The following is a 21,345-nucleotide window of genomic DNA, read 5'->3' as shown; positions in this document are numbered from 1 at the left end:
TCTTGGACCACATGTCACAGCCGCCCAGCGACGGCATCTATGATTTCATCGTCACGGGCGCAGGCTCCGCAGGCTGCGTCATGGCGGCCCGGCTCAGCGAGAACGGCAAATACAGTGTCCTCCTGCTCGAAGCGGGCGGCGAGGATCGCGCCTTTTGGATTCACGCGCCGATGGGCTATCCATTCCTGTTTGCCAATCCCAAGATCAACTGGATGTTCGACAGCGAACCGATTTCCGGGCTGAACGGGCGCACGACTTATATGCCTCGGGGCAAGGTTCTGGGCGGCACAAGCTCGATCAATGGCATGGTCTATATTCGTGGCCACGCCGAGGATTATCATCACTGGCGGCAGATGGGCTGCGAAGGTTGGGGCTATGACGATGTGCTGCCCTATTTCAAAAAGGCCGAGGATCAGGGCCGGGGCGCGGATGAGTTCCATGGCACGGGCGGCCCGCTCAAAGTGTCGGACCATCAGGAGACCTACGCGCTCTCGGATGCGATCATCGCAGCCGGACAACAGGCGGGCTATCCGGCGAACCGGGATTTCAACGGGGCCACACAGGATGGCATGGGCTATTATCAGACCACGACCTATCGCGGCAAACGGTGGAGCACGGCGCGGGCCTATCTCAAACCGGCGCGGCGGCGGCCCAATCTGCGCACGATCACAAAGGCGCATGCGACCCGTATCCTCATGACCGACGGTCGGGCGAGCGGCGTCGAATATCAGACCCCGACAGGACGCCGCATGGCCACGGCCCGGCGCGAAGTTGTGGTGTCGTCTGGCGTCTTCGGCTCGGCTCAGCTTTTGATGCTCTCCGGCATCGGTCCGGCGGATCATCTCAGGGACCATGGCATCGACGTCGAACAGGACCGTGCACAGGTCGGCGCGAACCTGCACGATCATTTCTACGTCCAACTCATGTTCCGCGCCTCCCAGCCGGTGACCATGAACGACCTCGCCGCGAGTAAGGTGAAACAGGCGATCCAAGGCCTGCATTACGTGCTGCGCCGTCGTGGGCTTTTGTCCACCAACGGGATCAACGCCGGGGGTTTTGTGCGCACCGATCCACGGATGGCGCGGCCTGATATGCAGATCAACATGAACCCCTGGAGCGTCGCCGAACGGACCCGCGACGGCATGCGGGCGCATGATTTCTCGGGGTTCACCATGAGCCCGGTTCACCTTTTGCCGGAAAGCCGTGGCACGCTGACGCTCAAATCCTCGGACCCGTTGGCGGCCCCCTCGATCAATTTCAATTTCCTCGACACGGACTACGACATGCAGGCGATGATCGAAGGCGTGCGGATCGTGCGACAGATTTCGCAACAGCCCGCGCTCGCGCCCTTCATCACCGAGGAAATTCAACCCGGCGGGGCCACGCAAAGCGACGATGAGATGCGCGATTTCATTCGCAACTTTGGCTACGCCAATATGCATCCGGTGGGCACCTGTCGCATGGGCGCCGATGAGAGCGCCGTGGTCGATCCGCACCTGCGCGTGAACGGGGTGCGGGGCCTCCGGGTGGTCGATGCCTCGATCATGCCCTCCATCATTGCCGGAAACACCAATGCCCCGACCATCATGATCGCCGAGAAAGCCTCCGACATGATCCTCAAGGCTGCAAGCAGCCAAGCATAAGCGGCGTCACAGAACGTAGGAGACGAAAGCATGAAACATCTCGAAGTCGACGTCCTCGTTGTCGGGTCCGGCGCCGGTGGTTTGGCCGCTGCCGTGTCGGCGGCGCATCGGGGTCTTGAGGTCGTTGTGGCCGAGAAGGAACCCGTGTTCGGCGGCACCACTGCGCGATCCGGGGGCTGGATGTGGGTGCCGAACAATGCGCCCGGCAAGCGCGCAGGCCTCGACGACAGCCTTGAGAAGGCCCGCACTTACCTCAAACACGAAACCGGCGCGTTTTATGACCATGACCGGATCGAAGCCTTTCTGGAAGCCGGTCCCAAGGCCATTGAGTTTTTCGAAACCGAGACGGCCCTGGAATTCGATCTTGGCCCGACCTTCGCGGATTATCATTGCGATGCGCCAGGCGGGATGGATGCGGGCCGGTCCTTTGTCGCGCGTCCTTTTGATGGGCGCGAACTTGGGCCGGAGATCAAACGCCTGCGCCCGCCGATGTGGGAGATTACCATGCTCGGCATGATGATCGGCTCGGGCAAGGAGCTTTTGCATTTCTTCAACGTCACCCGGTCCCCCGTCTCGATGGTCTTTGTCGTGGGCTTGGTGACGAAATTCGCGCGTGAGAAACTTCTTCATGGGCGTGCCATGCGACTGGTGAACGGCAATGCCCTCATCGGTCGGCTCGCCAAATCCTGTTTCGACAAGGATGTGCCGATCTGGACCTCTTCCGCTGTCACACGGCTCATGCGGGATGACGCGGGCAAGGTCACGGGCGCCATCGTTCAGCGCGCCGACGGTCCGGTCGAAATCACCGCCCGCAAAGGCGTGGTGCTGGCCGCTGGTGGCTTCCCACAGGATGCGGTGCGGTGTGAAGAGCTGATCACGCATACGCCCACGGGGCGGAAACATGTCTCCCTCGCGCCGCCGGGCAACACCGGCGATGGGCTGCGTCTTGGCGAAACCGTGGGGGCCGAGGTGAAAACCGATCTGCCCAATGCCGCGGCTTGGGTGCCGATCAGCCGTCCGCCGCGCGGGGATGGCACTTTGGGCACCTTCCCGCATTTCGTGGATCGGTCAAAACCGGGTGTGATCGCGGTCACCCGCTCTGGTCGTCGCTTTGTCAACGAGGCGCAAAGCTATCACGATTTCAGCCAGGCGATGATCAAACGCTGTCGCGCAGAAGGCGGCGAGGAGGCCGAGATCGCGGCTTGGTTCATCGCGGATCACCGGACCTTCCGGCGCTATGGGTTGGGCTACGCCAAGCCTTCGCCGGTGCCCTATGGCAAGCTGATCAAACAGGGGTATTTGATCCGGGGGAAAACGCTGCGCGAGCTGGCGGACCAGATCGGGGCTGATGGTGCGCAACTGGAAAAAACCGTCGCCGCGTTCAACACCCATGCGGTGAAAGGCGAAGACCCGGAGTTCGGCAAAGGTTCGACTGCTTATAACCGCTCTCTGGGTGATCCCAAACACGAGCCCAACCCCTGCCTTGCACCAATTGAGCAGGGGCCGTTCTATGCGGTGCGTCTGCATGTGAGCGATCTGGGCACCTACGCCGGGCTTCAGACCAATCAGAACGCACAGGTCGTCGATCAGGCAGGTCGTGCCATCGAGGGGCTTTATGCGGCGGGCAATGATGCGGCCTCCATTATGGGGGGCAACTATCCGGGTGGCGGGATCACGCTTGGACCCGCGTTGACCTTTGGATACGTCGCTGCGCGTCATATGTCGGGGGAGAATGCTTAGGCCAACCCTTTGAGGTTGAACACCCAAACTGTGGCTGGACATATGGAGGTCGCCGCAGCAGATTGAATTTGATCTTGGAGATCCAAATGAGACTCGCTCGCGGCGCCCCAGTGCGCGCTCCCAATGCTTTGCAACAAAGCTACCTCTTCCGCGCCGGTTTGATGTTGGCCGCGATGCTTTTCTATGCCATCGCGGACTCCTCCGCCAAAGCCCTGTCCGAGCGGATCGACATTTCGCTTATCTTGTTCGGCCAAGGGGTCTGTGGTGCCCTGCTTTTCCTGCCGGTCAGTGTCGCCCGGGGGGAATTGCGATACGTCCGCAAACTGCTGTCGTGGCCCGTTCTCTTGCGGAACATCGCAGAGTTTGTGGCTCCGTTTTGCATTTTGATCGCGATGACCGTCACGCCCCTCGCGATCGTCGGCTCTCTGATTCAGCTTCAGCCTTTGTTTGTGCTGGTTTTGGCGGCTTTCTTTCTGAAAGAATCGATTGGCTGGCACCGATGGGCCTCTGTCATCGTTGGCTTTGCCAGCGTCCTGTTGATCCTTCGGCCTGGGACAGAGGGTTTGAATATCTGGGCGGCGATTGCGGTATTCGGGGTCTTCTGGCTGGCCGTGCGCGACATTGCCACGCGGTTGATCGATCCGACGATCCCGACCATGCTGCTCACCGCGATCTCTTTTGCCGTGCAAGCGCTGTTCGGGCTTTTGCTGGCTCTTTTTCGTGGCATTGAACAGGCGCCCGTCGGCAGTGACTATGCGATTTTGGGGTTGCTCGTCTTCGGCGCGGGTCTCGCCTTTAGTCTGACAACGGTCGTTTTGCGGTCGGGCGATGTCGCGGCGGTCACCCCATTTCGCTACTCGCGATTGCTTTATACTTTGGCGATCAGTGTGATCTTTTTTGGCGAACGGCCGGATGTCTGGGTTTTGGTCGGCGCCGCGATGATCACATTGTCGGGCCTCTATGTCTTTTGGCGGGAACGCAGGCTTGTGAACACGCGGCGCAAGAGGGCCCCAGAGGGCGGCTAAGTGCGGTTTGAGGCGCCCGGCATAGACCAGTTACAACCAATATCCTGCATCCGTCCGCGCGGCATCGGCAACCAACGCATCAATCAGAGCACGCTGAGCGGGTTTGAGATAGCGCGAGCGTGGCCAGACGGCGTGGATCGGCATTTCCGCCCCTGAAAATGTTTCCAGCACCGGAACCAGAGCGCCGGTGCTGAGTGCGCTGCTGACCAGCCAGGTTGGCAGTTGCGACAGGCCTGCACCCGCCAGCGTTGCCTCCAGCATCGCGTCCCCATCGCTGAATTCATGACGTGCCCGGATCAGCTGGGCGGTCAATGTGCCATCGGGCTGACGCAGCAGCCACGACACGGGTACGGCTTCGCGCCGGGTGCCAATGATGCAATCCCGTTCCGTCAGTTCAGCGGCGGTTTGCGGTGCTCCGTGCCGGGCGAGGTAGGCCGGGCTGGCACAGATCACCAACCGTTGCCGTCCCAGTCGACGCGCCACGAGGTCGGCGTCATCGCTCAGGGCCCCGATCCGCACCACGAGGTCCACGCCCGCGTCGATCAGGTTGATCCGCCGCTCGGTAAAGCTGACCGCGAGGTCGAGCGCGGGATGCGCCTGTGCCAGTTGCATCAGGACAGGCATCACATGTCGCCGCCCGAAGGCCGCAGGCAAGTGGATGTTCAGCCGGCCAGAGATTTTGCCGCTGCCTTCTGTGACCGAATTCTCGAGCCCCGCGACATCGGATAGGATCGCCACCCACCCATCGAAATAGCGTTGCCCCTCCGCGGTCAGGGACAGCCTGCGCGTGGTGCGATGCAACAGCTGCGTGCCGAGCCGCGCCTCCAGCCGCGAGACGCTTTTGCCCACGGCCGATCCGGTGAGGCCGAGCACGAGACCTGCGGCGGTGAAAGAGCCGGTCCGCACGGCTTCGACAAACTCGCGCACCCCGGAAAAAGGATCGTCAGCATCACGCATTATGGAATCTCAGGACGGAATGAATGAAATTGAAAGCATATTATCATTTGAGAAGAGATCAATAGATTGCGGGTCTGAAAGGAAGGCCCGATGACACACCACAGCCTGCACCACGCAGACACCGCCACCGCAACGGCCCGCCACGCCGGGTTTCAGCGCCTGTTTGCGCCGGGCGAGATGACGCTCGGCCTGATCATGCCGCTTGAGACCTATCCGACCGTCGGCGTTCCGACGATGGCGGCGCATCTCGATCTCGCCCGCCATGCGGAAGACATCGGGATTTCCGCGCTTTGGATGCGCGACATTCCCTTCTTTGACCCACAATATGGCGACGCGGGGCAGGTGTTCGAGCCCTTGACCTATATCGCCGTGCTGCTCAGCGTGACCCGGAAGATCGCGCTTGGCACCGCCGGGATCGTCCTGCCGTTTCGGGATCCGAACCTGCTGGCGCGTCAGGTCGCGAGCCTCGATCAGCTGTCGGGCGGGCGGATGCTGGCTGGGCTGTCCTCCGGTGACCGGCCAAAGGAATACCCGCTCTTCGACATCGACTTTGACAGCCGGGCCGCGCGGTTCCGTGAGGCCTATGATCTGTACCGCCAGTTCACCGAAACCCCTGCGCCAGCCTATGAGACAGAGCGTTTTGGCGCCTCTCCCGGTGGGTTCGACGTTCTGCCGAAACCGCCGCTGGGGCGGACGCCAGCCCTTGCCATTGGGCGCGCCGGGCAGGGCGTCGATTGGATCGGCGCCCAGATGGAAGGTCTCATCGTGCCGAGCCCTTCTGAGCCGGATTTGCCGCAGGCGGTCGCCGATTGGCGCGCGGCCAGCGGTGATGCGTTCAAACCCTATGGCATCGCGGGGTTCCTGCACCTGTCCTCTGATCGGGACCGTCCCTTCGAACGGGTGCGTGCCGGGTTCAGGACGGGCAGCAAGGGGCTCGCTGATTTCATGGAGCGCGCCCGCGACGCCGGTGTGAACCACATCGCGCTCAATCCGCGCTTCACCACCCGCCCCATGACCGACGTGCTGGCCGACCTTGAACGCGACGTGCTGCCACGCTTCCCCTCCCTGACGGAAAGGACCTGAGATGTCCCAACTTTTTACACCTTACGATCTCGCGGGGCTGACCCTGCCGAACCGCGTTGTCATGGCGCCGATGACCCGCTCCCGCGCGATGACCGGCGTGCCGGATGAGCAAACAGCGCTCTATTATGCACAACGCGCCAGTGCCGGGCTGTTGATCACCGAAGGCGCGCCCGTCAGCCAAGAAGGCAACGGCTATCTCTACACCCCCGGCATCTACACGGATGAGCAAGAGGCCGGTTGGGCCAAAGTCACCAAGGCGGTGCATGATCGTGGCGGGCGCATCTTTGTGCAGCTTTGGCACGTGGGGCGCGTGTCGCATGTTTCCCTGCAACCGGGCGCGGCCGCCCCGGTATCGGCCAGCGCGCAGCGTGGCGAAGGGGCGTTCTCCTTTGCCATCGGCCCAGACGGCGCGCCGGGGCAGCAACCCGCCTCTATACCCCGCGCGCTGGAGACCGAAGAGGTCGCGCGTGTTACAGCCGATTTCGTGGCCGCCGCCAAACGCGCGATCCGCGCGGGCTTTGATGGCGTCGAAATTCATGGCGCCAACAGCTACCTGTTCGAACAGTTCCTGAACGCAGGCTCCAACCAGCGCGAGGACCGTTACGGCGGCAGCATCGAGAACCGGATGCGATTTCTGCTAGAGACCCTCGACGCCGTGGCCGCCGAGATCGGTACGGACCGCACTGGCGTCCGCATTTCACCGTTCGGGCGATTGTCCGGGATGGGTGCCTTTGAAGGCGAGGCAGAGACGTGGCTCGCCGTGGCCGAGGCGCTGGAAGATCGCCAACCGGCCTATGTCCACCTCAGCGATCAACTGACCATCGGAGGCGATGCTCTGCCGACAGGTTTTCCGTCGCAGTTTTGCAAGACCTTCACCGGCACGCTGATTGCGGCGGGCGGCTTTACGCAAGCCACAGGCGCACAGGCGCTCAAAGACGGTGCGCTGGACCTCATCGCCTTTGGCAAGCCCTTTATCGCCAATCCCGATCTGGTGGAGCGGATGCAGAACGGCTGGCCGATCAACACCGCCCCGCGCGCGGCCTTCTACGGGGGCACAGGTGCCGCCGGCTACACAGATTTCCCGACATGGGACCAAGAGAGAGACGAAACCAATGAATGACATGACCCCCCTGTCCGTGAGGGACTCCACCCGCGAGGACCGCATCACAGCGATGCTCGATCGCGAGGACATCCGCACGCTGCGCCAACATTACAGCGCCCTTTTGGACGGCAACGAAGCCGACCGCATGGGCGAGGTCTTCACCGATGACGCCGAAGTGGTCGTCACCGTCGGGTCGATGAAGGGGCTGGAGGAGATCAAGACGAGCCTCAGAGGTGCCTATCAGATGTTCGACAGCCGCAAGGCGGGGCACTACCCCTTTGTTCACGCCATTGCCAACCATGAGATCACCCTGACCGGCCCGGATACTGCGACGGGCAGCTGCTATCTGCTGGACTTCGTCACGGATCGCCCCGGTCCACAGCATCCGTTCCTGCTGCTCGGTCGCTATATGGACGACTATGTCCGCGTGAACGGAGAATGGCGCATCTCCCGGTCAGAACTTGATGTGCTTTGGCCGCATGACGGCGCAGAGGAAGACTGATTTCATGCTGGACACAACTGCTATGCCCCAAAGCTTCTCGCGGGTGTTCTGTGCGGGCCGACTTTCTGTTGGCCTGATCACGCCGCTGGAAGCCTATCCCGACAGCCCGTTTCCGACGCTGAAGGATCATCAACAGATCGCCAAACAGGCCGAAGACGCTGGCTTTGCCAGCATCTGGGTCCGTGATGTGCCGTTTTATGATCCGAACTTCGGCGATGCCGCGCAGATGCTCGATCCTTTCGTGTACGCGGGTTACCTCGCTGCGGTGACCGAACGGATCACCATCGGCACCACCGGGATCGTCTTGCCGCTGCGCGAGCCTGTGTCGGTCGCGAAACAGGCCTTGTCCGTGGATCGGCTGACCGAAGGGCGGTTCATCCTCGGGCTCTCGACCGGTGATCGCCCCGTGGAATATCCGGCCTTCAACATCGATTTCGAGGACAGGGGAGAGCGGTATCGCGAGGCGGCGGAGGTCATCCGCACCCTGTCGGAGACCCGTTTCCCCAAGGCGGAGACCCTGCGTTTCGGCACCTTCTCCGGCAACCTCGACATGCATCCCAAGCCGGTGCATGGCCGCCTGCCGATCATGGCCGTGGGACGATCCCGGCAACCGATTGAATGGCTGGCGAAAAACGTCGATGCCTGGATCTGGGCGGTGGATGACGACAGTGCGATCTGTGACATTCTGACCGCGCTCAGGGATGCGGCGGGGGAGGGGACGCCCCCAGCCTATGGCTATTCAACATTCTTCGATCTCGACCCGAACCCGGACGCACCCTACCAGCGGTTCTACAATGTGGTGCGGATCGGTCGAAAGGCGTTGACCGAGCGGCTGTTGCACCACCGCGATCTGGGCGTGCGTCACGTCGCGCTGAACCTGAAGCCCTCGCAACGTGCCGCGCAATCGGTGATCGACGAGATGGGCACCCATGTCCTGCCCGCGCTGGAAACTGTGTGATGATCTCGGATCGCCGTCACATTCGCAGTCTGCTCGACGATCTGACAACGGCTTGGGCCTGCGGCGAATGGGGTGCATTGTGCCCGGATTTCGCCCCGGAAGCCCGACTGATCAGCGCTCAGCATGGCGCGCGCTCCGGGGCCGGTGAGATCGTCGATGCCCTGCGCCAAGATCGCTTCGCCCATCGGGTCAGCAACCATTACATCGGTGTCCAAGGAGACGACGCTGCGGCCAGTCTCTATCTCTTTGGCCTGATGGAGGAGGGTGGCGCGCCGCTGTTTCTCTTCGGCATGACATTGATCCTCCGGCTGCGCCGCAGTCCTGCGGGTTGGCAGATCACCGAGCTGCGCATGGAGGCCATGTGGAGCAAAGGCAGCCCGCGCCTTGTGCCGCACTGGCTGCATGTGCCGGGGGATCGTGGCTGGCAACCGGGCGATCCGTCGCCGGTGATCGTCAGTGAATTGCACGCGCCTTGGCACATTCTGCCCGATGCGCCCGTGCCCGAGGCTTTGGAAGACGCCCTGCCGGAGCTTTACGCCCGCTACGCCTTCGCCCTTGATCAGAACGATATCGGCCTGCTGGTCAGCGCCTATGCCGAGGATATCGCCGGCGGCTTTGCGCCCTTGGGCAATTTCGAAGGGCGTGACACTGTGATTGGACAGCTGAAAAGCTTTCGCCATCTGGCCCCGTTCTGGCAACATTTCGCAGAGGTGGTGGCCATCGAGGACGAAGGGGACGGCCAGCACGCCCGGATGATCGTCGGACGCATCATCCCAGAAAGACCGGTCGACCGCAGCGGCGCGCCCCTCTATGGCGCGCACTACCAGTTACGCCTCCGACGCGACGACCGCCGCTGGCGCATCTGTTGGAGCGACTATCGCCCCGGATGGTTCACATCAGATGTGCCGCCGTTCGACATCGGCCACGCGACCGGACATATGTAAGCGCGCAACCTTGCCAGAAGGTGAAAGCGGAGATTTTTCCAGGAGCCCGCTCGCGGAGCTGGCGCGCAGGTCAGGCGAGCCAAGTGGATGGCATGGTCTCTGGCGTCCCGGCAAAAAACAGATTCCGCCGAGACGCCATCTCTTGTAAATATTGATCGATCTAGTCGTAATATGTGCAGGGGGCGGCGCGATGCTCACTCAAAAGACAAAATATGCGCTGAAGGCTCTGACGGTCTTGGCCGATGAGCAGGCGCAGGATGGAACGGCTCTGCGGATCGAAGAGATCGCGGAGCGCTCCGGGGCCCCCAAACGCTTTCTTGAGCACATCCTCCTCGATCTGAAGCGGGCGGGTCTGATCGGGAGCCGTCGCGGTCGAAATGGGGGATACGAACTGATCAAGGACCCCCGGCGCGTATCTTTGGCGGAGGTGCTTCGCCTGATTGACGGCCCGTTGGCTCCGTTTCCGTGCTTGTCTCGCAATGCGTATCAGCGCTGTGAGGACTGCAAGGACGAGGTGAGCTGTAGTGTGCGTGCCGTGTTCGGCGGGTTTTACACGACGTATATCCTGATGCTCGAATCACTCACTCTGTCGGATTTGATGCGTGAGGCGCGACCGCTCGAACGCTTTGGCCTTCCGGGGCTTGGGGGCGGAGAATAATATTCTATAATCACGACCAAATTAGACGTGATTTTTCCTTTGCAAAACACGACTAACCCTGTCGTTATTAACGTGTCAGGAGGTGCCGGACGCTTCCTCGGGCCAAAACCCGAGAAGTCCCCATCGTCCTGACACGACGAATTCGACAGCGATGAGCAAAGGAGATCACATGCTTCTCACGATTCAGATCGGCAGCCATGTGCTGGCACAGGGCACTTTCATTCGCCGTCTCGATGACGGCCAGATCGAAATTGACGCGGGCAATCGCCGTATGGTTGGTCGCCCGATTGCGAGTGGCTGGCACCCAAAGGCCATGACCAAGGTTCGCGACGGCGCATTCCGTAAAACCTTTTCGCGCATCAGTTTGCGCCGAGGTGTCGTGGCGGCATTGACCTCGCTCGGTCTAACTTTCGGGGTCGTGATGCCCGCCAGCGCGCAGGAGGACACGGAGATCCTCAACGTGTCCTACGACCCGACGCGCGAGTTCTATCGGCAATACAATGAGCTTTTCAGCGCATGGTGGGAAAGCGAAGGCCACGCGCCTGTGACCTTGCGACAGTCGCATGGCGGCTCCGGCGGACAGGCGCGTGCCGTGATCGATGGGCTTGAGGCGACTGTGGTGACACTCGCGCTTTCGGCTGACATCTCGGCCATTGCCGAACGCACAGGCAAGATCCCGGAAGATTGGCAATCGCGCCTGCCGCACAATTCCTCGCCCTACACGTCAACGATCGTGTTTCTGGTCCGGGATGGCAATCCTCTCGGCATCGAGGATTGGGATGACCTTGCCCGCGACGACGTCGCTGTCATCACCCCGAACCCCAAGACCTCTGGCGGCGCGCGCTGGAACTTCATGGCGGCCTGGGCTTGGGCCATGGAGGAATATGACGGCGACGAGGCGCAGGCGCGCGCCTATCTGGGCACGCTGTTCCGCAACGTCCCTGTGCTTGACACCGGGGCACGCGGCGCGACCAACACCTTCGTTCAACGCGGGATTGGGGATGTCTTGCTGGCCTGGGAAAACGAGGCGTTTCTGGCTCTGGCCGAGCAAGGCGACGGTGCATTCGACATTGTTGTGCCTTCGGTTTCGATGCTCGCCGAACCACCCGTGACGCTGGTTGATGGCAACATCACGTCAGAGCGCCAGCGTGCCGTCGCCGAGGCCTATCTTGAGCATCTCTATCGTCCCGAAGCGCAGGCGCTCGCTTTGCAAAATTACTATCGGGCCTGGGATACCTCCGCCGCCTCGCAAGAGGATATCGCCCGCTTTCCTGAGGTGACGCGGCTGTCCATCGACGATTTCGGCGGATGGGCCGAAGTGCAGCCCACCTTCTTTGGCGATGGCGGTGTCTTCGACCAGATCTATGAGGAGCAATGACCATGCGGGCGGGCATTCTACGCTCGCCCTCACCCTTGCCGGGGTTTGGGCTGAGCTTTGGGATCATGATGGCGGCGCTGTCCGTTGTCGTCCTTTTGCCGATCATGGCGCTTGTCGGTCGCGGCGTGATGATCGGGCCGGCAGAGCTATGGGAGATGGTGGGCACAAGGCGCATTCGCGCAGCACTCGCCCTGTCGTTTCGCGCGGCCTTGGTGGCATCCCTGTTCAATCTGGTGTTCGGGCTTGTGTTGGCCTGGGTTCTGGTGCGGTACCGGTTTTGGGGACGTCGCCTGATTGATGCGGCGATTGACCTGCCTTTCGCATTGCCAACTGCGGTGGCAGGGATCGCATTGACGGCGCTTTATGCGCCAAACGGTGCCCTCGGTCAGATGCTCACGCCGCTGGGGATCAAAGTGGCCTATACCGAGTTTGGCATCTGGTTGGCACTGATTTTCATCGGGTTGCCTTTCGTGGTGCGCACGGTTCAGCCGGTCATCGAGGAGATCGACCGGGAGGTCGAAGAGGCCAGCGCCACCTTGGGGGCCAGCCGGGCCTATACCTTGCGTCGGGTGATCCTGCCGATGCTCGCCCCGGCCTTGCTGACGGGTTTTGCCCTCGCGTTGGCCCGCTCCGTCGGAGAATACGGATCGGTCATTTTTATTGCCGGGAACCTGCCGTTCAAGACCGAGATCGCGCCGCTGCTGATCGTGATCCGGCTTGAAGAATACAATTACGACGCGGCCACCGCGATTGGGCTCGCCATGTTGCTGATCTCCTTCGCGATGCTGCTGGTCATCAACATCATCCAGATATGGAGCAGACGGAGGATTGGCGATGTCTGACGTGAGTTTCACCCCCCGTGCGGCGTCGGTCACTACAGAGACCGCATTGACGAGGCGGATTGTGATCGGGGTGGTCATGATCCTGATCGCGGTCCTGCTGTTTGCGCCGCTGATCGCTGTCTTTGCCGAGGCCCTGCGCAGCGGCTGGGCCGCCTCGCTCGAAGGCCTTGCCTCGCCCGATGCGCAGGCCGCAATCCGGTTGACGCTGATCGTGGCGGCCATCGCTGTGCCTCTCAATGCCGCTTTCGGCATCGCGGCAGCCTGGGCGATCACCAAGTTCGACTTCCGTGGCAAAGCCCTTTTGATCACGCTGATAGACTTGCCCTTTTCGGTCTCGCCGGTTGTGGCGGGCTTGGCCCTTGTGATGCTGTTCGGCACCAATTCCTGGCTCGGGGCCTGGCTGATCGCCCATGACCTGAAGGTCGTCTTCGCCTTTCCCGGTATTGTGCTGGCGACGATGTTTGTGACGTTCCCGTTTGTCGCTCGAGAATTGATCCCCGTCATGATGGAACAGGGCCGCGCCGAGGAAGAGGCCGCCTTGACTTTGGGGGCGTCGGGCTGGCGAACGTTTTTCACGGTCACGCTCCCGAATATCCGTTGGGCGCTGCTCTATGGGGTGCTGCTCTGTAATGCTCGGGCCATGGGTGAATTTGGAGCCGTCGCTGTGATCTCCGGCAAAATCCGGGGTGAGACGACGACCATGCCGATCATGATCGAGATGCTTTACAACGAGTATCTTTCGGTTGCCGCCTTCTCTCTGGCCGCCGTTCTGGCGCTCCTTGCACTGCTCACTCTTCTTCTGAAATCCCTGCTCGAATGGCGCTATGCGGGCCTTTTGGCCGCGACCCGACGCCACTGAAAGGAGCCAACATGTTTGTTCAAATCGAAGAAATCGCCAAAGAATTCGGCAATCAGCGTGCGCTTCACCCGGTGTCGCTCAGCATCCCCTCTGGCGCATTGATCGCGCTGCTCGGCCCTTCGGGGTCCGGCAAGACGACGCTTCTGCGGATTTTGGCCGGACTGGAGTTCCCGACCTCAGGCCGTGTCATGTTCGATGCGCTGGATGCGACAGGGCTCAGCGTGCAAGACCGCCGCGCGGGGTTTGTTTTCCAGCATTACGCCCTCTTTCGGCACATGACCGTATTCGAGAACGTGGCTTATGGTTTGCGCGCGCGCACACGCGGCGAGCGCCCGGCCGAGGCGGAGATCGGGCGTCGCGTGAACCGGCTGCTGGACCTCATCCAGCTTCCGGATATCGGCGCGCGCTACCCCAGCCAACTCTCGGGCGGTCAACGCCAGCGGGTGGCCCTCGCGCGCGCATTGGCGATCGAGCCGCGTATGCTTTTGCTCGACGAGCCCTTCGGCGCCTTGGACGCCAAGGTGCGCAAAGAGCTTCGTCAGGGGCTGCGCGAAATCCACGACACCACCGGCCTGACCACGGTTTTTGTGACGCATGATCAGGAGGAGGCTTTGGAACTCGCCGACCTTGTGGTCGTGATGTCGATGGGCCGGATCGAACAGGTCGGCAAACCGTCAGACATTCGCGCGAACCCGGCGAGCGACTTCGTGCGCGCGTTTACTGCAGCTTAGGACTGCGTGGGTGGATGCAACGTCCAACACATATCGGCGCGTCAACTTGGCTTCGGGCGGCTCTCTGGCTCACGACGTCTTCCGTCCCGGCGGAGGGGGGCTTTGCGATCCCGGTCACGGGGTGGCGTGTTCGCACCGCTGTGCCCAAGTGGTGGATTGTCTGGCGTGGTCACGTCGATGCACAACGCCGTTTGTGCGCGATTGTCCTGCCCAAGCCATGGATTGGATGGGATGATCCAATTTGGCAGGCGCTTTTGCATCAGCGGCTACATGCGGTCGGGCTTTGCCCCGATGAGCCGGACCCTCGGCTCCTTCTTCAGGCCGAGCGAGAGATTTTCGCCCGGCTTGCACCCCCCTGGACCAATATGATGGCAAGGCGATACCGATGAGCGATCTGACACTCGACAGAATTGACAGGAAGATTCTGAACCAATTGATGCGGGACGCGACGTTGCCCGTGGCACAGCTCGCGGAGCGGGTTGGTCTGTCTCAGACGCCCTGCTGGAAGCGCATACAGAAGCTGGAGGCCGCCGGCGTCATCACGGGCCGGGTTGCGCTTGTCGATCCTGTCAGGGTTGGCCTGGGGCTCACCGTGTTCGTGGAGATCGAAGCGTCGGACCACACACCGGAATGGCGCGCTGAGTTCCGCAAGGTTATTCCCCAGTTCCCCGCCATCGTTGAAGTTCACCGGATGGCCGGGGATATCGACTATATGCTCAAGGTCGTCGTGCCGGATATGGGCGCATTTGATGGGTTCTATCTTGAGTTCACGCGCAGGCTTCCCTGCCGCAACATCACGTCGAAGTTCTCGATGGAAGTGATCCTTGCCTCGACCGCATGGCCCATCGATACGGAGACGGCCTGACCCTGTTGTGAAAGCTAGATCGTGCCCGGCCCTGACCCATCCGGGCGAGGCGTCTGCGGCGACGGCGCAGGACCGCTTCGAACCCCTATCAGTCAGATGCAAGATCGAGAGCATGGCCATTTCTTGGGGTGTCTGGAAGACCTCCCGGCACGGCCACGTAGTATACGAGGCGCAGATGTCGGTCCTGATCGACGATCAGCGTTGTATGGTCGAATGCAACCTGACCTCGGTCTGGCATCTCGAAACTGCGACGCCCCTCACATCGACCCTGCACGTCATGGTCACGCCACAGGCGACGAAAGGTGCGGGACGCCGTTTGTAAATGATCGGCCAAGTCTTGCATGTCGCTCCGGTGATGTCCGGCAGCATAGTCACGTCGGAAGCTGGCGACGATCTGGGCCGCTTGCCGGGGCCAGTCCTGCACGCGGCAGCTCAGCCGTTCATCTGCGAAATACATCCAGAGCATGTTCCGCTGGCCCTTCGGGTAGTCCGAGAACCCGAACAGGCCGTCGCCTGCGGCATTCCATCCAATCACGTCCCAGCGAAGGTTCATCACGAACGCAGGTCGCTGCGTCAAGTCGTCCAGCAGCACCCGGATCAACGGTGGCATCTCGCACCATGTATCTGCCGGGGCCGAGGGCGGACGGTTCTGCGCAAGAAGGTACAGGTGCTGGCGTTCTTCGGGGCTCATCCGAAGGGCGCGCGCGACGCTGTCGAGAAGATGGGCCGAAACACGGATGTCTCGTCCCTGCTCCAGCCACGTATACCAGCTCAGGCCGATCCCTGCGACGGTCGCGACCTCCTCGCGCCGCAGGCCAGGGGTGCGGCGGCGTGCACTGCGCGGCAGGCCCACATCCTCAGGCTGTACGCTGGCGCGTTTGTGGCGCAGGAATTCCGCCAAATCCTGACGGGTGCGGGAAAGACGGGTGGTCATGGTGCTACAAGCAATAGGATAATTTACCCCATAGTAACAGAATAAAAGCTGCGCGAAAGGACGTCATGATCTCGAAGAAGGAGCTGTCATGCCGACCGAACCCATCCCTCGCCACCTTAGCGTGGCCCCGCTTTTCGCCCTGTTGCTTGGCGGCTTCATCACCATTTTCGATCTGTTCGTGGTGAATGTCGCGCTGCCCTCCATCCGCGCCGACCTACAGGCGGACCTGTCGGGGATCGGCTGGATCGTTGCAGGATACGAACTGACCTTCGGCGTGCTTCTCATCGCCGGCGCAAGACTTGGTGATCGGTATGGACGGCGCCGCGTGTATATACTCGGGACGATCTCTTTCACCCTGACATCAGTTCTTTGTGGCTTGGCGCCCGACACAGAGGCCCTGATCGCTGCGCGGCTGCTGCAAGGCGCGGCGGCGGGGATTCTGTTCCCGCAGATTTACGCCATGCTGCGCGTACTCCTTGATGAAGAACGGCGCCCGCGCGCGTTCGGCCTTCTGGGCATGGCCTTAGGCCTCGCGGCCATCGCGGGGCAGGTGCTGGGCGGCTGGATCGTCACGGCGGATATCGCGGGCCTCGGGTGGCGGATGATCTTTCTGATCAACCTTCCAGTCGGGCTTGTCGGAGTGCTCTGCGCGTTCAGGTTGCCGGAGAACAGTCAGTCCAACGCAGCGCGGATCGACCGGGCAGGGACACTCCTCGCCACGCTCGCGCTGCTCTTGCTGCTCGTGCCGCTTCTGGAAGGCGCGCATTCGGGCTGGCCGCTCTGGACATGGGTCAGCTTCCTTGCCGCGGCCATCACCATGATGGTGTTTGTGGCATGGGAGCGGCGGGTGACATCAAATGGCGGTGCAGCTGCGGTGGACCCGGCCATGTTCGCCAACCGTAGTTTCGCTGTCGGCTCAGGCGTCGTGCTCCTGGTCTATTCCACCTCTACATCCTTCTTCCTTGGCTTTGCGCTGCTGGTACAGGAGGGGCTTGGACTTTCGGCCTTCGCAGCGGGCACCTTGTTTGCACCGGCAAGTGTCGCCTTTGTCACCGCCTCCATGCTGGCGCCCCGTATCGTTGCGCGGTTCGGCACCACAAGCATTGCCGGTGGCGCGGTAATTTACCTCGCCGGAACCGTGGCCGTCGCCCTGACCGCTTTGGCCAACGGGAGCGTAGCATGGATGATCCCCGCACTGATCGTGTTCGGGTTCGGCCAAGGCCTTTCGATGACACCGTTGCTGCACTTTACCCTCGGCTTCACAACGGAAGATGAGGCCGGAATGGCGGGCGGCATCCTCTCGACCATGCAGCAGGTCGGCGGCGCGATCGGCGTGGCCGTGATCGCAATCCTCTTTAGCCAGATCCTGCGCAATGCAGGATATGCCAACGCATTCGCCGGAAGCTTGATCTATAACATTCTGGCGCTGATGCTGGCGGCGATCGGTATCGTGTGGCTGACACGGCGCAGGTCACGCGCTGGCATCCATCCGTGACATGCGCCCAATCCCCGTTTCTGCTCGTCGGCCACGCCGTGCCTGTCGCACATCATGCTCTGCTATCCCGTATAGCGCTGACAGCTGGGCATCGGTGATCATCTCGTCTGCCCGGCCACTGCGGCAATGTCCTTGTCTGTCGATGGTCAGAACGCGGTCTGCAACCCGTTCAATGAAGAACGGATCATGACTGGTGAAGATAAGCCCGTAGCCCTGTGTGGCCAGCCCTTGCAACAGTTGCGCCAGGTGTTCGCGCTTGCCGAAATCCAGCGCGGCATCCGGTTCGTCCAGCATCAGGGCAGGGGCATCTTGTGCGACGGCGCGGGCGATCATGGCCGCTTGGCGTTCTCCGCCGGAGATGCGGTTAATCGGGGCGTCGGCCAAGGCAGTGATGCCGAGGGCGGCGAGGGCACTGGCGGCCCTTGTCCGGTCAGCCGCACCGGGAGCCGCAAAGGGGCCAAGATGGGCTGTGCGGCCAGCCAGAACATAGTCGCTCACCTTGTCAGGAAAGGGCGCGCTCATGCTCTGCGGCACATAGGCGATGCGGTGGGCAATCTTGCGGCGGGTGAGCTGCGCCATCGGGGTTCCACCAAGCAGAATATCGCCGTCATGCGCCGGGGCGAGCCCGAGAATCGTGCGGAAGAGTGTCGTCTTGCCCGCGCCATTGGGGCCGAGCACGCCCAGAATTTCGCTCCGGCAAAGCGTGATGTCGATACCCCGTGCCACGGTTTTCTGCGCGGCACCGATGGCAAGGCCGGTGGTGCGGATCAATTCCATCCGGTGTTCCTTCGTGCAAGCAACACGAGAAAGACCGGCGCGCCGATCACCGCAGTCAGAACACCGAGCGGGACTTCGGTGGTGGCGATGGAGCGGGCGAGCGTGTCGATCAGCACCATAAGTCCGGCGCCAAGGATCAGCGACATAGGCAAGACACGATCGAACCGCGCGCCGATGGCCAGCCGCGCCATATGCGGCACCATCAGCCCGATCCAGCCAATGGTGCCCGCCGCCGCCACAGCCGCCGATGTGATCAGTGTGGCAGACCCGATCACCAGCCAGCGCAGGCGGCGGGTGTCGACGCCCAGAGCCTTGGCCTCATCTTCGCCCAGTGCCAAGACGCCGATGCGCCAGCGCAGGAGGAACAGCGGCACGAGGCCCAGCAGCATCGGCGGCACGATCAGCCAGACATCTCCGCGCTGAATGCCCGCAAGGCTGCCAAGCAGCCAAAAGGTCATCGCCGGGAGCTGATCGTCCGGGTCTGCCAAGACCTTGAGCAGAGAAATCCCCGCTCCGGCCAGCGCCCCGATGGCGATGCCGCAGAGCACGAGGGGCAATGTCTCGGCGCGTCCGCCCACCGCGCGGCCCACCAGCATGACAAGCGCCACCGTGCCAAGGCCGGAGGCAAAGCTCAGCCCTTGAATGGCAAGGACCGGCAGGCCCAGAAAGATCCCCAGCACGGCCCCAAGCCCGGCTCCTGCCGAAACGCCCAGAATATCGGGCGAGACCAGCGGATTGCGGAAGGTGACCTGATAGGCCGACCCGGCCACCGCCAGCGCCGCGCCCACCAAAGCGGCCGCCAGCACACGGGGCAGACGGATATTGAACAAGACGGTGGCCTGCGGGCCGGAGGTCTCTTGCCCGCTGAGCCCCAGCGCGATCAGCCGCAGCACATCCTTCGGGGGCAGGTGGTAGGGGCCAATCAGCGCGCCGAGCAACAGAACGGCCAACACGACCAGACCCGCCACAAGCATGACGGGCCTGCCCTGTGCGGCGCCTGCGACCGGCGCGCGCGATGCTGTGTTACTCTCCGACAAGGGCGGTCAGCGCCTCGTCATCGGGGGTGACCTGATAGAAGAGCGTGTAAAAATCGCGTACTTCCTGCCGCAGATCGCTGTTGGCCTCTTCGAGATAGAGCTTGTTCATCGCCCAGCGAAGGCCGATCAGCCGGTTGACCGAGGGCGGGCTGTCGATAAAGCCGAAGGGCGCGCGAGCGGCCAGATAGACCCGGCCATCGGCCACGGCGGGCACATCGGCCCAGGCCGGATTGTTGCCGACAGTTTCGGCAAAGCCCGCATCAATCGTGACGATCACATCGGGCGCCCAGGCGAGTACATTTTCCGGCGAAATGCTGGACAGCCCGTCATTGGACGCCTCGACCACATTGCGCGCACCGACGCGCGAGATGATCTCGGCATTGAGCGAATTTGGCCCCGCGGTTTCCAGCCCGTCGGCGCTGCGCGCGAGATAGACACCGGGGCGGTCTGCCTCGGGGATGCCCTCCAGCGTGCTGTCAACCATGGCGAAGGTTTCTTCGGCATAGCTTGCAAGCGCTTCGGCGCGCTCGGGCACGCCCAGAATGTCACCCAGAAGGCGCAGGGCACCGGGGGTGTTGTCGAAGGAGCCGTCGATCAACACATAAGGAATGCCAGTCTGTTCCTGAATGCGCGCGGCAAGATCGAGATAGGTATCGTTCACCGTGCCGAAATCGAGGATCACCTCCGGCTCGGCCGACAGCAGCACCTCAAGGTTCAGCGTATCACCGCGCCCCGTGAGCCGACCAAGGGCCGGTAAGTCATGGGTTTGGGGCAGAAGATAGGGCAGATCCGCCTCCGCAGGCGGTCGGACCCAGCCGATCATCGCATCGGGGTTGAGCGCATAGAGCAGCGCGGCGGCCGGAGGTCCGGCGGCGAAGACGCGTGTGGGGGCATCGGGAATGGTGACGGTGCGGCCTGTGGCGTCCACAATCTCATGCGTCTGAGCGCGGGCTTGCAGGGGGGTGACAAGCACGAGGGCCAGCACGATCAGCGCACTGCGCAGGATTTTCAAAGGTTTTTGCGGGCACATTGTGCGCCGAACAATCGTCATTTCAAAACTCCATGACTTGGTTTGATATCCAGAAGCGGGGTGCCATCCACGCAATCGAGCCCGCGCAGCCAAAGCGTGGTGCCCTCGATCCGCTCAAGCTGCACGATGGATGAGGCGATCAGATTGGGCCGCATGGGCGAGCGGATGGCGAAAGTGCCGATGGTCTGCCCGTCATTTCGCGGCGATTGCTGGCGCAGATCGCGCCGCCCCAGATGCATCCAGTAGAGCAGTTGCATCGGGCCGGGCGTTACGCCCTTGAGCGCCTCCTGCCAGATCGGATCAAGCTCGGCACGGCAGAGCGGCCCTGTCTCGGCATCTCCGCGCTTGGGACAGTCACGCGGTGTGGTCCAGGGGGTGTGCAAGGTGCCGATGAACAGTAGGCTGGCATCGCTTCGGTCCGGCACGGGGCCGGTCATCTCGCCGGGGCGCAGGTCAGCTTGGGTCATTCGGCCTTGTCCCCTAGGACATCGCTGGCCGTGATCCCGCGAACGTTGATCCGAACGCGGGCGGTCACGGCCACGGGGGCCACTTCGGTTACGCTGCCGGAAAGCGTGTTGCGGGCGCTGCGTTTCATCGGAAATTCCCTACCTTGTTCGACAGTATGGCCCTGGCCACTGTCGGCACAGGCGCCGGGCAGGCATTCTGCCCCCGTCATCTTCGTTATGTTTATAGGGAAATAACGCTGACTGTCCATGCCCCATGCCTCATTCCCCATGCGCTTTGGCTTTTGCACCATGCGTCCATGAAGCACGTTGGCCCGCCGG

General features: G+C 62.3%; 22 protein-coding genes. 15 read left to right on the top strand and 7 right to left on the bottom strand.

Features of this window, described 5'->3' with window-relative positions; genetic code table 11:
* Positions 1 to 11 precede the first annotated feature (11 nt).
* The 3 genes from LC094_RS16150 (at position 12) to LC094_RS16140 (ending at position 4,408) form a co-directional block, all read left to right on the top strand.
* Complete coding sequence (locus LC094_RS16150; protein WP_226553961.1) at positions 12 to 1,643, top strand: GMC family oxidoreductase; 1,632 nt, start codon at positions 12 to 14, stop codon at positions 1,641 to 1,643.
* Between the two features lie 30 nt (positions 1,644 to 1,673).
* Positions 1,674 to 3,383 (top strand): FAD-dependent oxidoreductase, encoded by a 1,710-nt coding sequence (locus LC094_RS16145; protein WP_226553825.1) that lies wholly within the window; start codon positions 1,674 to 1,676, stop codon positions 3,381 to 3,383.
* A gap of 86 nt (positions 3,384 to 3,469) precedes the next feature.
* Entirely contained in the window at positions 3,470 to 4,408 is a 939-nt protein-coding gene (locus LC094_RS16140; protein ID WP_226553824.1) for a DMT family transporter, read from the top strand.
* Positions 4,409 to 4,438: 30 nt separating this feature from the next.
* Here LC094_RS16140 and LC094_RS16135 read toward each other — a convergent pair whose 3' ends face one another.
* A complete protein-coding gene (locus LC094_RS16135) occupies positions 4,439 to 5,365 on the bottom strand; it encodes a LysR substrate-binding domain-containing protein (protein WP_226553823.1) in 927 nt (308 codons plus the stop codon).
* A 90-nt stretch (positions 5,366 to 5,455) separates the two neighbouring features.
* Between LC094_RS16135 and LC094_RS16130 the strand changes: the two genes are divergently transcribed.
* The 11 genes from LC094_RS16130 to LC094_RS16080 all read left to right on the top strand — a co-directional run bounded on the left by LC094_RS16130 (position 5,456) and on the right by LC094_RS16080 (position 15,287).
* Positions 5,456 to 6,448, top strand: a complete 993-nt coding sequence (locus LC094_RS16130; protein WP_226553822.1) for a TIGR03571 family LLM class oxidoreductase — start codon at positions 5,456 to 5,458, stop codon at positions 6,446 to 6,448.
* Between the two features lies 1 nt (position 6,449).
* Positions 6,450 to 7,568: an alkene reductase gene (locus LC094_RS16125; RefSeq protein WP_226553821.1), complete on the top strand. Its 1,119-nt coding sequence runs from the start codon at positions 6,450 to 6,452 to the stop codon at positions 7,566 to 7,568.
* The gene (locus LC094_RS16120; protein ID WP_226553820.1) at positions 7,561 to 8,052 is read left to right on the top strand and encodes a nuclear transport factor 2 family protein; all 492 of its coding nucleotides are present in this window, start codon (positions 7,561 to 7,563) and stop codon (positions 8,050 to 8,052) included. The genes LC094_RS16125 and LC094_RS16120 overlap by 8 nt, the downstream gene beginning before the upstream one ends.
* Positions 8,053 to 8,056: 4 nt before the next feature.
* Complete coding sequence (locus LC094_RS16115; RefSeq protein WP_226553819.1) at positions 8,057 to 9,010, top strand: TIGR03571 family LLM class oxidoreductase; 954 nt, start codon at positions 8,057 to 8,059, stop codon at positions 9,008 to 9,010.
* Positions 9,010 to 9,954, top strand: coding sequence for a nuclear transport factor 2 family protein (locus LC094_RS16110; protein WP_226553818.1), 945 nt, complete (start codon positions 9,010 to 9,012; stop codon positions 9,952 to 9,954). The genes LC094_RS16115 and LC094_RS16110 overlap by 1 nt, the downstream gene beginning before the upstream one ends.
* 190 nt (positions 9,955 to 10,144) lie before the next feature.
* The gene (locus LC094_RS16105) at positions 10,145 to 10,612 is read left to right on the top strand and encodes an RrF2 family transcriptional regulator (protein ID WP_226553817.1); all 468 of its coding nucleotides are present in this window, start codon (positions 10,145 to 10,147) and stop codon (positions 10,610 to 10,612) included.
* Positions 10,613 to 10,781: 169 nt separating this feature from the next.
* A complete protein-coding gene (locus LC094_RS16100; protein WP_226553816.1) occupies positions 10,782 to 11,990 on the top strand; it encodes a sulfate ABC transporter substrate-binding protein in 1,209 nt (402 codons plus the stop codon).
* 2 nt (positions 11,991 to 11,992) lie between these two features.
* Positions 11,993 to 12,832, top strand: a complete 840-nt coding sequence (gene cysT, locus LC094_RS16095; protein WP_226553960.1) for a sulfate ABC transporter permease subunit CysT — start codon at positions 11,993 to 11,995, stop codon at positions 12,830 to 12,832.
* Positions 12,825 to 13,691, top strand: coding sequence for a sulfate ABC transporter permease subunit CysW (cysW, locus tag LC094_RS16090; RefSeq protein WP_226553815.1), 867 nt, complete (start codon positions 12,825 to 12,827; stop codon positions 13,689 to 13,691). The genes cysT and cysW overlap by 8 nt, the downstream gene beginning before the upstream one ends.
* An 11-nt stretch (positions 13,692 to 13,702) precedes the next feature.
* The gene (locus LC094_RS16085; RefSeq protein ID WP_226553814.1) at positions 13,703 to 14,422 is read left to right on the top strand and encodes a sulfate/molybdate ABC transporter ATP-binding protein; all 720 of its coding nucleotides are present in this window, start codon (positions 13,703 to 13,705) and stop codon (positions 14,420 to 14,422) included.
* Between the two features lie 385 nt (positions 14,423 to 14,807).
* Entirely contained in the window at positions 14,808 to 15,287 is a 480-nt protein-coding gene (locus LC094_RS16080; RefSeq protein ID WP_226553813.1) for an Lrp/AsnC family transcriptional regulator, read from the top strand.
* A gap of 88 nt (positions 15,288 to 15,375) precedes the next feature.
* On the opposite strand, the gene LC094_RS16075 is transcribed toward LC094_RS16080, so the two are convergent.
* Positions 15,376 to 16,221 carry a helix-turn-helix transcriptional regulator gene (locus LC094_RS16075; RefSeq protein WP_226553812.1) on the bottom strand — a complete coding sequence of 282 codons (846 nt, stop codon included), beginning with the start codon at positions 16,219 to 16,221 and terminating at the stop codon, positions 15,376 to 15,378.
* Positions 16,222 to 16,309: 88 nt separating this feature from the next.
* Here LC094_RS16075 and LC094_RS16070 point away from each other — a divergent pair, with 88 nt between their 5' ends.
* Complete coding sequence (locus tag LC094_RS16070; RefSeq protein ID WP_226553811.1) at positions 16,310 to 17,716, top strand: MFS transporter; 1,407 nt, start codon at positions 16,310 to 16,312, stop codon at positions 17,714 to 17,716.
* Here LC094_RS16070 and LC094_RS16065 read toward each other — a convergent pair.
* Genes LC094_RS16065 through LC094_RS21620 form a run of 5 tightly spaced genes read right to left on the bottom strand, consistent with a single transcriptional unit; the run spans position 17,693 to position 21,155 of the window.
* Entirely contained in the window at positions 17,693 to 18,493 is an 801-nt protein-coding gene (locus tag LC094_RS16065) for an ABC transporter ATP-binding protein (RefSeq protein WP_226553810.1), read from the bottom strand. The two genes, LC094_RS16070 and LC094_RS16065, sit on opposite strands and share 24 nt — an antisense overlap.
* Positions 18,484 to 19,530 (bottom strand): FecCD family ABC transporter permease, encoded by a 1,047-nt coding sequence (locus LC094_RS16060; RefSeq protein ID WP_319003303.1) that lies wholly within the window; start codon positions 19,528 to 19,530, stop codon positions 18,484 to 18,486. Before LC094_RS16060 ends, LC094_RS16065 begins: the two co-directional genes overlap by 10 nt.
* Positions 19,517 to 20,581: an ABC transporter substrate-binding protein gene (locus LC094_RS16055; protein WP_226553809.1), complete on the bottom strand. Its 1,065-nt coding sequence runs from the start codon at positions 20,579 to 20,581 to the stop codon at positions 19,517 to 19,519. Before LC094_RS16055 ends, LC094_RS16060 begins: the two co-directional genes overlap by 14 nt.
* On the bottom strand, positions 20,578 to 21,027 hold the full coding sequence (locus LC094_RS16050) for an SAM-dependent methyltransferase (RefSeq protein ID WP_226553808.1): 450 nt from the start codon (positions 21,025 to 21,027) through the stop codon (positions 20,578 to 20,580). The genes LC094_RS16055 and LC094_RS16050 overlap by 4 nt, the downstream gene beginning before the upstream one ends.
* Positions 21,024 to 21,155, bottom strand: coding sequence for a hypothetical protein (locus tag LC094_RS21620; RefSeq protein ID WP_264186545.1), 132 nt, complete (start codon positions 21,153 to 21,155; stop codon positions 21,024 to 21,026). Before LC094_RS21620 ends, LC094_RS16050 begins: the two co-directional genes overlap by 4 nt.
* Positions 21,156 to 21,345: the final 190 nt, after the last annotated feature.

Source organism: Celeribacter naphthalenivorans (genome assembly GCF_020524585.1).
GTDB classification, from domain to species: domain Bacteria; phylum Pseudomonadota; class Alphaproteobacteria; order Rhodobacterales; family Rhodobacteraceae; genus Celeribacter; species Celeribacter naphthalenivorans.
This window is presented reverse-complemented; position numbering and strand designations above follow the sequence as displayed.